Origin of the sequence: Alcaligenes sp. GCM10023179, assembly GCF_042653705.1 — a bacterium.
Taxonomy (GTDB): domain Bacteria; phylum Pseudomonadota; class Gammaproteobacteria; order Burkholderiales; family Burkholderiaceae_B; genus Alcaligenes; species Alcaligenes phenolicus.
Window position 1 is genome coordinate 1792225 of sequence record NZ_JBHSIQ010000001.1, and the last position, 13664, is coordinate 1805888.

Below are 13664 nucleotides of genomic sequence, written 5' to 3' on the forward strand. Positions count from 1 at the left end.
GTATATTTTCAGGCCGAGCCGGCTCACCGGCCTGATGCGCCACCCGCAGCGCCCTGCTGCAAGCGAAAGTAGGTGATGATTAATGTTCGAGATTATCCGTAAGAACCAACGCGTCATGCAGCTGGTCCTGTTAGTGCTGATTCTGCCGTCTTTTGTGCTGATCGGCGTCAGCGGCTACTCCAGCTACGTTTCGGGCGATAGCGATATTGTCAAAGTTGGCGATAGCGCCATTACGTCCCAGGAATTTGATCGTGCGCGCCGCATGCAGCTGGACGATATGCAGCGCAACAATCCTTCCGGTTTTGATCTGGCCCAGGCTGACAGCCTGGAAAGCCGTCGTGCATTGCTGGAATCCTTGATTGATCAGCGTGTACAAATTGAAGTGGCTACTGCCGCTCGCTTTAACGTCTCCGACATTGCGCTGCGCGACTACATCGCCACTATGCCGGAATTTCAGGAAAACGGTTCTTTCTCACCCGCCCTTTACAGCCAGGTTCTGGCTTCGGCAGGCATCAATACCCGTGATTTCGAGCAAAGCCAGCGCGGCCAGATGGCCCTGCAACGCGTGCTCGGTCCCGTGGCTGCCAGCTCCTCCATGCTGCCCAGCGTGATGAACAAGCTGGAAATCGCCCTGACCGAAGAGCGTGGTGTACGCACACGCAGCTTCCTGACCCGTGATTTCGAATCCAAGGTTCAGATCAGCGATGCTGATCTGCAAGCCTGGTATGACGCCAACAAGCAATCGCTGGAACTGCCCCAGCAAGTCAAAGTGGAATACCTGCTGCTGAATGAAGCAGCGGCCTCCAAAGATCTGGCGACACCTACCGACGATCAGCTCAAGCAATACTACGAGCAAAACAAGGCTCGTTACGTTCAAGCTGGCCGTGTGAACATCAGTCACATTCTGGTGACATTGCCTGCCGGTGCCTCCGATACCGAACGTGAAGCGGCCCAGACCAAGGCTCGCGAACTGGCTGAAAAAGCCCAGGCCAATAAAGAAGGCTTTGCCGACCTGGCCCGTGCCAACTCCCAGGACGAGGGTAGCGCCCGTGAAGGTGGCGAACTGGGCTGGATCAGCAAAGGCTCCTGGCCGTCCGTGCTGGAAAGCGCTGTATTTGCCTTGAAAAAAGGTGATGTGTCGGGCGTGATTGAAGGCCCCAACGGTTTCCACATTTTCAAGAGTAACGAAGTTCAGCCCGAACAAGGCGAGTCCTTCGAGCAAGCCCGCAGCAAGGTGCAGGACGAAGTGCGCAAGCAACTGGCTTCCGAGCGCTTTGCCGATATGGCCAGCAAGCTGACTAATCTGGTTTACGACAACGAAGACAATCTGGAAGCCGCCGCCAATGCCTTGGGCCTGACTCTGAAGCAGGCTGAAGGCATCAGCCGCCAAGGTTTGATTCCTGCTTCGCAAGTTGAAGGTGAGCTGGCTGCCGCCAAGAGTCCCGATGCAGCCGTGCTGGATGACAGCCGTGTTCGCCAAGCCTTGTTCAATGCCGAAACTCTGGCTTCGCGCAAGAATGCAGGCGTTGTAGAAGTGTCGCCTGACACCTTGATTGCCTTGCGCGTAACCGACGTTACCGAGGCTCATGTGCCTGCACTGGATAAAGTACGCACTATTGCTGAGGAAAACCTGCGCCGTGAAAAAGCGGCTGCCTTGGCGGTTCAGGCCGGTGAGGACTACCTGAAGCAGCTGCAAGCGGGTACCGAACCTGAGAACTTCTCGGCCCAGTTTGCCGTGAGCCGTGCGGAATTCCCCGAGATGGACGAAGCCTTGCTGAACAAGGTTCTGGCCAACCCCGTGGACAAGCTGCCTGCCTATGTGGGTGATCGCCAGCCCCAGGGCTACACTGTGGTGCAGATTCTGAGTCATGAGCCTGGCAAGTCCGGCAACCCTGGTCTGGACATGCTGACAGCACAGTTGACCCAAGCCATGGCCCGCACGGAGACCCAAGCCGTTCTGCAAGCCATGCGTGTGGAAGAGAAGGTTCAGATTCTGCCAGAAGCAGAAAAAGAGTTGACCTCCACAGGTGAAAATGAATAAAGCGGCTTGAGTCAGAGCCTGTAACCCTGGAGCCAGCAGGCTCCAGGGGTGTTTTTCAAAGAGCATTCTGATGAATCACACTGATATTTCCCTGGTACGGCGGCGCCTTTTAGGCGCCGCAACTGTTTGGGGCCTGACGGCACCGTACTTGGCCTATGCTGCGCCTGGGCAGGGCACCTTTATCGAGCGCACCTTGCATCGCCCTGTGCCAGGCGGGGTGGCAGTGCTGGACCTGGGAGCGGGTGGCTCAGCGCCGGTGGTGCACTTCAATGGCAACCGTGTGCTGGTGATTCAGGATGCTGATCAGCGTTGGAAAGCGATAGTCGGACTGGACTTGAAAACCCAACCAGGCCAGCACAGCATATCCGTGCAAGGACAGTCGGGCGTGGCGTTTCAGGTTGGCAGCAAGCGTTACCGCGAGCAGCGCATCACCCTGAAAAACAAGTCGCATGTGAATCCGGATCCGCAACAGCAAGCCCGTTTTGAGCGTGAATACGAGGAGCAGATGCAGGCATATGCCAGCTTCCGCACAGAAGGCCCCAGCAATGTGGTCTTTGAAAAGCCGGTACCGGGTCGCCTGACCAGTCCGTTTGGTTTGCGCCGTTTTTTCAATGGTGAAGAGCGTAACCCGCATTCGGGTCTGGATTTCGCCGCACCTACCGGCACGGCGGTCAAAGTGCCTGCTGACGGGATTGTCACCATCGTGGCGGATTACTTCTTTAACGGTAAAACCGTATTTGTGGATCATGGTCAGGGCCTGATCACCATGTTCTGTCACTTGTCGGCTTTTGATGTGCGCGTGGGTGATCGTGTCAGCAGGGGCGATGTGGTGGCGCGTTCCGGCGCAACGGGCCGTGCGACTGGCCCTCATTTGCACTGGAATGTCAGTCTGAATAACGCACGGGTGGACCCCGCCATCTTTATTGGTGCATTCCAGGCCTAGGCAGGCCCTGCAAGGTTTTTCATGATTATCGGTTCGGCATATCGACGGGGCTTGCGAGACAGCGCCTCTATCGCCCTGGGCTATGTCCCCGTCGCGATTTCCTTTGGTTTGACCGCTGTGCACGCGGGCTTGTCACCCTGGCTGGCAGTGATGGTGTCCCTGATCGTGTACGCGGGGGCCAGTCAGTTCATTTTGATCAGTCTGCTGGTGGCAGGCGCCGCCTATCCCAGCATTTTGGGTATTGTGCTGCTCATGAACCTGCGCCATGTGTTCTATGGCCCAACCTTGATGGGCTTTTTTACCGGCCCAAGAACTGTCTCCAGTCTGTTCATGGCTCCTGGCCTGACCGATGAGGTCTTTGCCGCTTCTGCAGCCGGAGTAGCCCGCCAACCGGCCCAGGAGCAGGAGTCCTGGTACTGCGGCTTGCAACTGGGCTCTTACCTGTCCTGGGTGCTGGGCACCGCCGTGGGGGCCTTCTTCGCCAGCGATTTGCTGGGTCAATCTCCCGTGCTGGAAAAGACGCTGGGTTTTGTCTTGCCCGCCTTGTTCTTTGCCCTGTTGCTGGAAATCCGCCGATCTGCACCTTTGCCGGTGTTGGTGGCTGCCGCTGTAGGGGCTGTTCTGGCCATGGCTTTCTTGCCATCATATCTGGCGATTATTGTCGGCATGCTGGCCGGTGGTTTGATGGCCCTGCGCCGCGCTTAAGGAGTGGAGATGGATTGGAGTTTTCTGCTCATGATTGTGCTGGCGGGTCTGGGCACATTTTTGATTCGTTACTTGCCCTTGCGTCTGGGTGGACGACAAGGCAAGGTGGACCCCAGCCGCGTTTCGATCTGGCCACGCCTGTTTGGGGCCATTGGCCCGGCAGGTGTGGTGTCCTTGCTGGTTGTGTCCCTGATCTCCTTGCTGCGCCCTGAACATATGTCCCTGGACTTGCCGCCTTTGCTGGCAGGTCTGGCTGGGGTGCTGCTGGGCCGGCGCTGGCCAGGTGGCATTGCGGGTTCAACACTGACTGGCGTGCTGGCCTACGGCCTGTGCGTGGCTTACGTTGGCGTTTAGCTAGGCCTTATTTTGCCCTTGAAGCAGGTTGCAGGCTGAAGGCAGGTCGGAAGTGGATTGCTGAGCTTGCCGCTGCCTGCCTGGGCCTTTTCGAGGGCGGTTTGATTCCTGTTTAAAACTTGCTGAAGTTTGGCAGGCTTTGGATGACTGTCTGCCAATGCTCGAACTCTTTCTTGCCTTTGGCGTCCAGCTCCTCGGGGGTGCTACTGGCACTTTGCATGCCCGCCAAACGCAACTTTTCTTTTACCGCGGCATTGTTCAAGGTCGTGGCAATGGACGCTTGTGCTGCTTGTACAAGCTCAGGCTGGGTGCCTGCAGGCGCATAGAAGGCCAGCCAGCCATTGATCTCCAATTGCGGATAACCCAGCTCGGCAATGGAAGGGGTGTCCGGCAACAAGGGGGCCCGCTTGCTGTCAAATAGCGCCAGTACCTTGATCTTGCCTGCTTCGGATTGCTGGATCAGCTCTCCAATATTCAGTACCGCTGCCGGGACTTGTGCGCCAACCAGAGCCACGATGGCTTCGCTGGCTCCTTTGTAGCCTACATGTTCCAGTGCTACGCCCAGAGTCTGTCCCAAGTACAGTCCGGCCAGATGCTGACCGCTGCCGGTAGAGGAACTGGCAAAAAAGGTTTGATTCGGGTCGGCTTTGATGCTTTGTACATAGTCCGCAAAGTTCTTGATGCCCGAACTGCTGGGCACAGCCAGCCCCAGGTTCCAGTTCACCGCATTGCTGACAGGAGCCAGATCCTTGAAGGGCTCGTAGCGTAGCTCGGTGAAGGTATGCGGATAGAGGGTGAGCGCCACTCCGGGAGTCAAAATAAAGGTTGAGCCATCAGGTGCCGAGGTGGTGGCCAAATTGATTGCCAGACGCCCGGAGGCTCCCGGTCGATTGTCCACGATCACCGGCCGTCCCAATGCTTTGGACAGATCGGGGGCAATCAGTCTTGCGACCAGATCCACATTTCCCCCGGCTGGAAAGCCAACCAGAATCCTGGCGCTTGCCGCCGAGTCAGCTTGAGCCGTCCCCACGCCCCCAGCGCCGAGAAAGGAAGTAATGATTGCTGCGCCCACATTTATTTTGATTTTTTTCATAAAGTCTCCCGATGTCGCGCTCTGCCTTGAAATCAGAGTGCGGCGGTTATTTCAACTTCGACTTGGTATTGTGGAAAGGCAAGCTTGGATTCAACGCAGGAACGGGCTGGTTTTTTGTCAGCGGGAATCCAGGCATTCCAGATCTCGTTCAATAAGGGCCATTTCTTGTAGTCGTCGATCCAGATCATGGCACGCAGAATGTGACTGCGGTCTATGCCGATTTCCTGAAATTGCTCGTCAATCTGACTCAGAATCTGCTGCAGCTGTTCTTCAAACGAGCCGGATGGGTCCATGGCGACTTGCCCCGACATATACACAATTTTGTCGTGAATGACGTACTTGCTCATGTTCTTGTTTTGGTGAAAGCGTTCAATGCTCATGTTGATCTCCTGATGATTAAAAGAAAGGATTAGGCAATCGTGGTGTTCAGGGTGCCCAGACCGCTGATGTGAGCGTGCAGTTGGTCGCCGGGGGCCAGGAACTCGCCTCGTGCTGCACCGACACCCGCTGGGGTTCCTGCCAGGACGATGTCGCCAGGTTCCAGCGTCATGATTTCTGTCAGGCGCACCAGTTGCTCGCGCAGGTCAAAAATCATGCCGGAGGTGTTGGCCTCCTGTTTGATCTGGCCGTTCAGTTTCAGCTTCAGATCCAGATCTTGCGGGTCGCTGACAAAGCAGGCGGGTATCAGGGCAGGGCCGATGGGGCAACTGGCGTCATTGGCTTTGGCGGCTACCCAGTCAAATTTATAGAACTGCTCGGGGGCGCGGGCAAAGTCCCGGGCCGAGAGGTCAATGGCAATGGTGTAGCCCGCCACGTGCTCCATCGCATTTTCCAGTGTCAGGTCCTTGGCGGTTTTGCCGATCACCATGGCCAGTTCAATTTCCCAATCGTATTTTTGGCAGTTCTTGGGGATGGCGGCGCACTGGCCGTCGCCAATGGCAGCCTGGCGTGCGGGCTTGAAAAAGAAGAACAGGCGCTGGTCTTTTTTCTCTGCGGGCACACCCATTTCTTGCAGATGGTCGTAGTAGTTGGCACCGGCACACAGAATCTTGCCGGGATACAGCACGGGCGGCAGGGTGGCGTTTGCTTTGCTCAGAATCAGGTCCGTATGAGCTGTCGCTTGCTCAGCCAAGCTCTTTAGTTTGGGCAGATTCGTCTCCCACTGTGTCAGCAGATCAAGCACGCTGTCAGGCAAGGCCGGGGAGTTCACACGCTGGCACAAGGCGGTAATGGAGTAGTCCTTTCCGTCTATCGATAAACAGGCCACAGGGGCTTGGTCGATCAGCAGGGTTTTAAGGGAAAACATAGATAAATCCGGGTAACTGTTGAACATGAAGTTCATGGTATGCTCGGCCATCCATTCCCAGTTAATGAAAAATTCACGTCTTGTTATAACTATGATGAATACCAGAAACGAATTTTTCTTTGTGTTTTTCCCTGCCTGATGAAGCGGCTTGAACCGCGTCAGCTCTTGGTTTTGGCCGCCTTAGGGCGGAATTCCAGTATCCATAGTGCTGCGCGCGATTTGTCCTTGACCCAATCTGCAGTCAGTAAGGCCTTGGCCGAGATCGAGGCGCAGATGGGTGCGACTTTGTTTACACGCAGTCGGCAAGGCATCGAGCCAACAGCACTAGGCAAGTTGGTTTTACGACGTGTGGGGCATTTGCTGGATGTACTTGATCGGGGTGCTGGGCATCACGAGAAACAAGCCCCTGTTCTCAAGATTGGCTATATATCGGATTTACACGGCATGGCGCTTGGCAATGCCTTTGTGCGCTGGCGTCAGTCCCAATCCTTGAAGCTGCGTTTGCTGGATCTGGAGTTTGAACAGGTGTTGCCGCTTTTGCTTCAGGCGGACCTCGATGCTGTTTTGCTGGACGAACCTATGAATGCTGAATGGACTGGACTGTTACGGATCAGCAGTCGCGTGGTGCCTGTTTTAAGAACACATCATCCCTTGTTGAAGGCGGGTAAGTCTTTGAGTCCCAAGGATGTACAGGCTTTGGATTGGATTTTGCCAACGTTAGCGGTTTCTTGGCACCGGGCGTTCCAGGACTGGACGGCCAAGGTCGGCATGGAAGCGCCTGCGCGCATTTGGAAGATCCCCGCCGGGCACGGTCTGAGTACAGTAGTGGCCCAATCAGATGCCGTGGCCTGCTTGCCAGCGGCTCAGGCGTCTTTTATGCAGCAGGCTGGAGTGGTGAGGCCGATTGAACTAGCAGGTGACTCAGGCATTGATGTCCCTGCATTCTTGCTCCCGGGCCCCCATGTTCGGGGTGACCCGGCGCTGCACCAAACCTTGGTTCAATTTGCTCAGTTTCTGGGGAGCAGAGAAGCTGCTTACGGAGAGTAAAGATATGGCGGATAGAAGTATTTCCCCCCAACTTCCTCCCTTGTCGCGTCGTATTCGTTTGCGACATCTGGAGTTGCTGGCAGCATTGGGGGAGCATGGCAGCCTGAAGCACGCGGCAGAAATGATGGGCATGAGCCAGCCGGCGGCCAGCAAACTTTTGCTGGAGGCCGAGTCCTTGGTCGGTGCCACTTTGTATGAACGCAGTAATCGTGGAGTACTACCCACTGCAGCCGGTGCGGCCTTGGTGCTGCGTGCTCAGCGCTTTCTGGGGCTAGTTGATGGTTTGGGCGAAGAGGTTCAGGTCGCCCAGCAAGGTGCAAAGGGACGGGTTCGTGTGGGGGTGTCGCCAGCCTGCGGGGCGGTGATTCCGGGAGCCTTGGCCGCCATGCGGGCGGCTGCTCAGGATGTGGTTTTGCGTATCGAGGAGGGTAGCAGCGCCAGTTTATTGGAGCGTTTGCGGGATGGGCGCCTGGATTGTGTCTTGGGTCGGGTGCTGGATAGCCAGGACCTGGAAGACTTTGACACTCTGCATTTGTATAACGAATCTATTGTGATGGTGGCCGAGCCGCAGCACCCTATTTTTTCCAAATCAACGGTGGATTGGGAAGATGCCCTGAGCTATGAATGGGTCCTGCCCCCTCAAGGTGCTCCTTTGCGTCGTACTTTGGCTTTCTGGTTGGCCCGTCAGGGCTTTCAGGAGCCTCGCTGTCTGTTGGAGTCGACCTTGACCTTGGCGAACCTGGCGGTGCTACGCGAGAACCAGGCATTGGTTTTGCTGGGTTCTATTTCAGCCCGACAATTCAGCGAACAGGGCGTCGTGCGAGTAGTCCCCTTGCCTTTCGACGGAATTGCATTGCCGTCCGTTTCCTTATTCTTGCCGCAGGACGACTATGCGCATGAGCCAGTGGATATTTTTATTCGGGCCTTGGAACAACATGTGCGTGAGACCCTGGCCTAGTAGCGGGCTTTGATCGTATTTGAACCATAAAAAACGCCTGCTATTGAGCAGGCGTTTTTTGTACGGCTGAAAGCTGGTTTGCAAGCGGGTTTAGCCCTTCACACGCACAATCTTCTGAACCTGCGGTACGTGACGGATGGCGCGAATCACGCGTGCCAGGTGGGTACGGCTATCAACCTGAACGGTCAGGTGCAACACGGAGGTCGCAGCCGATTCGTCCGGCATGGAAATATGCAGGATGTTGGAGTCGGCATCGGTAATTTCAGCAGCCAGACGGCCAAGAACACCACGCTCGTTGATCGCAGTGACATCCAGACGGGTGGACAGGTGGCGGGCGGTATTGCTGTCCCACATGACAGGAACCCAACGTTCGGGCTCTTTGGCCTGGGCGCGTTGTGCCACCGCACACTCAGCCATATGAACAACCAAACCGTGACCCAGACGGATGCCGCCAATAATGGCGTCACCGGGCAGGGGGCCACAGCACGGTGCCAGCTGTACAGCCTGACCTTCGTTACCGTGAATCAGAATCGGTGCAGAAGTGTTGGCGTTAATTTCGTCAAACTCGGCCGCAGTGGTTTCCAGCAAGGGGTTTTCTGGAGCAAAGCGGCGCGCCACGACGGCGGCCAAACGTTTGCCCAAGCCAATATCGGCCAGAATTTCTTCACGGGATGCGGCGCCCGAACCCTTGGCCAGTTTGTCCCAGTTGGGATCGTCGTCGGTGGCATGTGGCAGGCTTAGCTGGTCAAAGGCTTGATCCAGCAGACGGCGGCCAAAAGCCACGGATTCTTCGTATTTAACCGTGCGCAGGTAATGGCGGATTTCCGAACGGGCGCGGCCCGAACGGACATAGTTCAGCCACTGAGCGCTTGGGCGAGCGGCGGGGGAGGTAATGATCTCTACCGAGTCACCGCTTTTCAGCTCGGTGCGCAGTGGGGCAAACTCGCCATTGATTTTGGAAGCAACAGCGTGATTGCCGATATCGGTATGGATGCTGTAGGCAAAGTCCACCGGAGTCGCACCACGAGGCAGGGAAATAATCTTGCCTTTGGGCGTATGGACGTAAACGGCATCGGGGAACAGGTCAACTTTGACGTGTTCCAGGAATTCTGTGGAGTCGCCTGTCTGGCTTTGGATATCCAGCAAGGATTGCAGCCAGCGGTGTGTGCGCTTTTGCAGATCGTTCAGGGTGACGTCGTCTTCTTTGTACAGCCAATGAGAGGCCACGCCTTCTTCTGCCACGTGGTCCATTTCGCGGGTGCGGAACTGGAACTCGACAGGGGTGCCGTAGGGGCCAATCAAGGTAGTGTGCAGGGACTGGTAGCCATTCACTTTGGGGATGGCAATGTAGTCCTTGAATTTGCCCGGTACGGGGCGATACAGCTGGTGCAGCGTACCCAAGGACAAATAGCACTCGGGCAGGGTATGCACAATGACGCGAAAGCCATAAATATCCAGCACGTCCGAAAAGGACTTCTTCTGCTCGACCATCTTGCAGAAAATACTGTAGAGCGACTTCTCACGGCCGGAAATTTCGGCATCAATTCCGGCAGCAGGCAGGGCGATCTTGACGGCTTCGGTGATCTTGCCCAGCACTTCACGGCGATTGCCACGCGCTGCCAGCAAGGCCTTGTGCAGCACCTTGTAGCGATTGGGGTAGATAGCCTTGAAGCAGCGATCCTGCAGCTCGCGGAACAGGGCGTTCAGGCCCAGGCGATGCGCGATCGGAGCGTAAATATCCAGCGTTTCCTGGGCGACGCGGCGGCGTTTTTCCGGCTTGACCGCATCCAGGGTGCGCATATTGTGCAAGCGGTCGGCCAGCTTGATCAGAATCACGCGCACGTCACGCGACATGGCCAGCAGCATCTTGCGGAAGCTGTCGGCCTGTTGCTGTGTCTTGGTAGCAAACTCCAGGCGTTCCAGCTTGGACAGGCCGTCCACAATCTCGGCCACATCGGTCCCGAACTTCTCAGCCAGTTCCTGCTTGGTGACGTCCTGATCTTCGATCACGTCATGCAGCAGGGCCGACATCAAGGCATCGGTATCCAGCTTCCAGCCCGCACAGATTTCCGTGACGGCAATGGGGTGCGAGATATAGGGCTCGCCACTGGCGCGAAACTGCCCCAGATGGGCCTGATCGGAGAAACGATAGGCCTCCCGTACCCGTTCCACATCTTTCGGGTCCAGGTACTGCGAGATGATCTTGTGTAGCGGAGCCAGTGAGGCAATAGGAGGACTGGCACTTTCCTGAGCAGCTTGTGCCAGTGCCGGGGTGTTCTTGTCTTTAGGCTTGCGACGACCTAGCCGTGAACCTTTTTTAAGGACGGCCAACAGCCCAGACGATGCGCCCCGTAAACCAGAAAATGCCATACTGTGCTCCGCCTGTGCCTATCAGGTAGGAACTTTGCGCAGCATTTCCAGACCGGTCGCGCCGGAGGCGATTTCTCGCAGGGCGGTAACCGTAGGCTTGTTCTTGCTTTCCAGGCGTGGTTCGTGGCCTTGAGCCAGTTCGCGCGCACGGTAGGCGGCTGCCAAGGTGAGCTTAAAGCGATTGGGGACTTGCTCCAGGCAGTCCTCGATAGTGATGCGAGCCATAGTAGACCTGTTATCAAAAAGTAATAAGAAGGAGATCAGCCCTGATTCAGCAGGGCATCTGCGCCTAATTGTTGAAAGAGTTGGCGATGCCGTACTGACTGAGTGGCAGTGCGCAAACGACTGGCCTGCACAATACTCAATAGCTGCTGTAATGCCGTATCAAAATCCTCATTGATAATAGCATATTGACAGTCATGAACATGGGCGATTTCGTGCTCGGCAGCCTCGAGGCGGCGGGCGATGATCTCTTCGCTATCTTGTCCACGTTTGCGCAAACGGGCCTGCAAGGTGGGCAAGGAGGGCGGCAGAATGAAAATGCCGACGGCTTCGGGGAAATGTTCACGCGCCAGGCGGGCGCCTTGCCAGTCAATTTCCAGCAACACATCACGGCCTGCATTCAGGGCTTTCTGAATGGGTTCGCGGGGCGTGCCGTAGTAGTTGTCATGCACCTTGGCCCATTCCAGCATGGCGTTTTCTGCGACCATGTTTTCAAAACGCGCTTTGTCCACAAAGAAGTAGTGCTGGCCGTCGCTCTCGCCGGGACGGGGGGCACGTGTAGTGGCCGAGATGGACAGCATGATGTTGGAATCGTTGGCCAGAAGGGCGTTGACCAGACTGGATTTACCCGCCCCGCTGGGGGCGACAACCATAAAGACGGTGCCAGGATAGCTCGTGGACATGGAGAGCAGACTCTAGAAGTAGATTTTTATAAAAGAATTAATTGCTGCTTGGGTCGGTTTGCCCAAACTCATTCAAAACGGCCAGGATGCTGGCCTGGTCCGCGCACAGAAAGACCACCGTGTCATTGGGATTCATGGAGAACAAAACGTCTTCCACTTCCTGCGGGGCATCTTCGGGCTGGGCAATGGCCATCACGTGCACATCGCCACCGGCTTCGAATTGCTCGGGCGGGACAATATGGGCGACCGCATCCAGATCAGGCTCGCTGATGGCCAGATAGGCCCAGACCTTGTGCTCCTCTTCCAAGGTGATCTCAAGCACATAGGCCGAGTCAGTCTGCTCGATGATTTGGCTTTGAATTTGCATAATGAAAAGAGTGTGTCAGCTAAAAGACAAGGTAGCGGTAACGGGAGCGTGATCCGAGGGCTGCTCATTGGCGCGCGGCTCGCGGTCAATATCGCAGGCCGTGCAACGGGACTTGAGCTCATCAGACAACAAGGCGTGATCAATACGCAGCCCCGCATCGCGACGGAATGCAAAACGACGATAGTCCCACCAGGTAAAGGGGCTGCCGCTTTGCTCAAACAGACGGTAGGCATCGTGCAGGCCCAGTGCCAGCAAACGCTCGAACGCAGCGCGCTCGGGCGGGGATACCAGAACATCGACTCCCCATTTGACCGGGTCGTAAACGTCCTGGTCGGCTGGGGCAATATTATAGTCGCCCAGAATGGCTAGACGGGAATACTGCTGCAATTCTTTTTCCAGCCAGTCGTGCAAGGCGGCAAACCATTCCAGCTTGTAGGTGTACTTTTCGCTTTCCAGCGATTGCCCGTTGGGGCAGTAGGCACAGATAACACGCACCGGGCCATCAGGCGAGGGGTACGTGGCGGCCAGCAAACGCTGCTGCGGGTCTTCGTAGTTGGGTAGATTGCGTTGCACATCCGTGCCAGGCTCACGCGAAATCAGGGCCACGCCGTTGTAGGTTTTCTGACCCGCCCAGTGAGCGTGATAACCCATTTCCTGAAAAGCCTCCAAGGGAAAACGCTCGTCGGGCAGTTTGAGCTCTTGCAGACACAGCACGTCTACGGGGTTGGCCTTGAGCCAGTCCAGAACTTGGGGAAGACGGACGTTCAGGGAGTTCACGTTCCAGGTGGTGAGTTTCATGGTGTCAGACAATCTCGGTAAATCAGAGAAAGCCGCTTGTACAGGGCTTTGCCGATAAAGGTAGTGCAGAGGCGGCCATCAGCGTGTTGGAAACGGGCAGGATGGCGTTTAGCGTGCGCGAATGCCGCCATCATATCAGCGCTAGCCAGGGACTGGTTTTAAAGCCAGCGCAACCGACAGGATGAAAATGGCCGATGAGCCTGGGTTTTGTTCTAGGTCGTAGTGAAAAACAGACATTTTCAGACAATAAATTTGTCCTCAAACTATCTGCATGTAACAGCCATAAAGTCAGGCGGCAAGACCCAAAGCGCGCTTGGGGCAGATTGATGTTTTTAGGGCACGAAAAAGAGGGTTTTTTGCGCAGATCACGCGCCTGCTTGTGTTAAATTGCAGGCCAAGTTGGAACGGTGGGCCAAAACCGATGGAAGGGCTTGGCCGCAGCGCGTAGTACAAGGATTTGATATGCAGGAAAAGGGAATAAAAAAATCGCCGTAATGGCGACTTTTTCTGTGTGCTCAAAACCGGAAAGAAGGCCAGTTTTGTCTGTCTTGAATGCAAGCAAGATGGAGGCGTGTGCTGGAATCGAACCAACCTGAACGGATTTGCAGTCCGTCACATAGCCAATCTGTCACCACGCCTTTTGTTTTGTCCTGGGACATGTAGAATTATGCCCAAGGACGTAGGGAAAAGCAAGTGTCACATGACGGGACGTGAAACACGGTACGATCTGCTGCGCAAAAGCGACTGACGTCCCTCCCTTTTTTTGCCGCCCCTGCG

At 56.1% G+C, this 13664-nt stretch carries 14 protein-coding genes and 1 tRNA gene; 6 read left to right on the forward strand and 9 right to left on the reverse strand.

What is annotated here, in order from left to right; translation table 11 throughout:
• Positions 1-82: 82 nt before the first annotated feature.
• The 4 genes from ACFPDR_RS08090 (at position 83) to ACFPDR_RS08105 (ending at position 4043) form a co-directional block, all read left to right on the forward strand.
• Positions 83-2041 (forward strand): SurA N-terminal domain-containing protein, encoded by a 1959-nt coding sequence (locus tag ACFPDR_RS08090; RefSeq protein ID WP_035271790.1) that lies wholly within the window; start codon positions 83-85, stop codon positions 2039-2041.
• Between the two features lie 70 nt (positions 2042-2111).
• The gene (locus ACFPDR_RS08095; RefSeq protein WP_203145790.1) at positions 2112-2984 is read left to right on the forward strand and encodes a M23 family metallopeptidase; all 873 of its coding nucleotides are present in this window, start codon (positions 2112-2114) and stop codon (positions 2982-2984) included.
• Between the two features lie 21 nt (positions 2985-3005).
• A complete protein-coding gene (locus ACFPDR_RS08100; protein WP_009457111.1) occupies positions 3006-3689 on the forward strand; it encodes an AzlC family ABC transporter permease in 684 nt (227 codons plus the stop codon).
• A 9-nt stretch (positions 3690-3698) separates the two neighbouring features.
• On the forward strand, positions 3699-4043 hold the full coding sequence (locus ACFPDR_RS08105; protein WP_009457110.1) for an AzlD domain-containing protein: 345 nt from the start codon (positions 3699-3701) through the stop codon (positions 4041-4043).
• A 112-nt stretch (positions 4044-4155) separates the two neighbouring features.
• Here ACFPDR_RS08105 and ACFPDR_RS08110 read toward each other — a convergent pair whose 3' ends face one another.
• From ACFPDR_RS08110 to ACFPDR_RS08120, 3 genes are read right to left on the reverse strand one after another with little or no spacing between them, the layout of a single operon-like run.
• Entirely contained in the window at positions 4156-5136 is a 981-nt protein-coding gene (locus tag ACFPDR_RS08110) for a tripartite tricarboxylate transporter substrate-binding protein (RefSeq protein ID WP_376910982.1), read from the reverse strand.
• 32 nt (positions 5137-5168) lie between these two features.
• Entirely contained in the window at positions 5169-5516 is a 348-nt protein-coding gene (locus ACFPDR_RS08115) for a RidA family protein (RefSeq protein WP_115633753.1), read from the reverse strand.
• Between the two features lie 29 nt (positions 5517-5545).
• Positions 5546-6442, reverse strand: a complete 897-nt coding sequence (locus ACFPDR_RS08120; RefSeq protein WP_376910983.1) for a fumarylacetoacetate hydrolase family protein — start codon at positions 6440-6442, stop codon at positions 5546-5548.
• Positions 6443-6481: 39 nt separating this feature from the next.
• On the opposite strand from ACFPDR_RS08120, the gene ACFPDR_RS08125 reads away from it, so the two are divergent.
• Both ACFPDR_RS08125 and ACFPDR_RS08130 read left to right on the forward strand, forming a co-directional pair.
• Positions 6482-7489 (forward strand): LysR family transcriptional regulator, encoded by a 1008-nt coding sequence (locus ACFPDR_RS08125; protein ID WP_115633752.1) that lies wholly within the window; start codon positions 6482-6484, stop codon positions 7487-7489.
• Positions 7490-7493: 4 nt separating this feature from the next.
• Positions 7494-8447: a LysR substrate-binding domain-containing protein gene (locus ACFPDR_RS08130; protein WP_179136421.1), complete on the forward strand. Its 954-nt coding sequence runs from the start codon at positions 7494-7496 to the stop codon at positions 8445-8447.
• 90 nt (positions 8448-8537) lie between these two features.
• Here ACFPDR_RS08130 and ACFPDR_RS08135 read toward each other — a convergent pair whose 3' ends face one another.
• The 6 genes from ACFPDR_RS08135 to ACFPDR_RS08160 all read right to left on the reverse strand — a co-directional run bounded on the left by ACFPDR_RS08135 (position 8538) and on the right by ACFPDR_RS08160 (position 13525).
• The gene (locus ACFPDR_RS08135) at positions 8538-10817 is read right to left on the reverse strand and encodes a RelA/SpoT family protein (RefSeq protein ID WP_009457108.1); all 2280 of its coding nucleotides are present in this window, start codon (positions 10815-10817) and stop codon (positions 8538-8540) included.
• Positions 10818-10838: 21 nt separating this feature from the next.
• A complete protein-coding gene (gene rpoZ, locus ACFPDR_RS08140; RefSeq protein ID WP_003799665.1) occupies positions 10839-11042 on the reverse strand; it encodes a DNA-directed RNA polymerase subunit omega in 204 nt (67 codons plus the stop codon).
• 35 nt (positions 11043-11077) lie between these two features.
• Complete coding sequence (gene gmk / locus ACFPDR_RS08145; protein WP_021446541.1) at positions 11078-11722, reverse strand: guanylate kinase; 645 nt, start codon at positions 11720-11722, stop codon at positions 11078-11080.
• A gap of 37 nt (positions 11723-11759) precedes the next feature.
• Positions 11760-12089, reverse strand: coding sequence for a hypothetical protein (locus ACFPDR_RS08150; RefSeq protein WP_009457104.1), 330 nt, complete (start codon positions 12087-12089; stop codon positions 11760-11762).
• A gap of 15 nt (positions 12090-12104) precedes the next feature.
• A complete protein-coding gene (gene xth, locus ACFPDR_RS08155) occupies positions 12105-12887 on the reverse strand; it encodes an exodeoxyribonuclease III (protein ID WP_115633750.1) in 783 nt (260 codons plus the stop codon).
• Positions 12888-13451: 564 nt separating this feature from the next.
• Positions 13452-13525 (reverse strand) — tRNA-Cys (locus tag ACFPDR_RS08160).
• Positions 13526-13664: the final 139 nt, after the last annotated feature.

Coding starts and splice junctions, on each gene's coding strand:
- ACFPDR_RS08090 (WP_035271790.1), top strand. CDS start 83: ATGTTCGAGATTATCCGTAAGAACCAACGCGTCATGCAGCTGGTCCTG.
- ACFPDR_RS08095 (WP_203145790.1), top strand. CDS start 2,112: ATGAATCACACTGATATTTCCCTGGTACGGCGGCGCCTTTTAGGCGCC.
- ACFPDR_RS08100 (WP_009457111.1), top strand. CDS start 3,006: ATGATTATCGGTTCGGCATATCGACGGGGCTTGCGAGACAGCGCCTCT.
- ACFPDR_RS08105 (WP_009457110.1), top strand. CDS start 3,699: ATGGATTGGAGTTTTCTGCTCATGATTGTGCTGGCGGGTCTGGGCACA.
- ACFPDR_RS08110 (WP_376910982.1), bottom strand. CDS start 5,136: ATGAAAAAAATCAAAATAAATGTGGGCGCAGCAATCATTACTTCCTTT.
- ACFPDR_RS08115 (WP_115633753.1), bottom strand. CDS start 5,516: ATGAGCATTGAACGCTTTCACCAAAACAAGAACATGAGCAAGTACGTC.
- ACFPDR_RS08120 (WP_376910983.1), bottom strand. CDS start 6,442: ATGTTTTCCCTTAAAACCCTGCTGATCGACCAAGCCCCTGTGGCCTGT.
- ACFPDR_RS08125 (WP_115633752.1), top strand. CDS start 6,482: ATGCTCGGCCATCCATTCCCAGTTAATGAAAAATTCACGTCTTGTTAT.
- ACFPDR_RS08130 (WP_179136421.1), top strand. CDS start 7,494: ATGGCGGATAGAAGTATTTCCCCCCAACTTCCTCCCTTGTCGCGTCGT.
- ACFPDR_RS08135 (WP_009457108.1), bottom strand. CDS start 10,817: ATGGCATTTTCTGGTTTACGGGGCGCATCGTCTGGGCTGTTGGCCGTC.
- rpoZ (WP_003799665.1), bottom strand. CDS start 11,042: ATGGCTCGCATCACTATCGAGGACTGCCTGGAGCAAGTCCCCAATCGC.
- gmk (WP_021446541.1), bottom strand. CDS start 11,722: ATGTCCACGAGCTATCCTGGCACCGTCTTTATGGTTGTCGCCCCCAGC.
- ACFPDR_RS08150 (WP_009457104.1), bottom strand. CDS start 12,089: ATGCAAATTCAAAGCCAAATCATCGAGCAGACTGACTCGGCCTATGTG.
- xth (WP_115633750.1), bottom strand. CDS start 12,887: ATGAAACTCACCACCTGGAACGTGAACTCCCTGAACGTCCGTCTTCCC.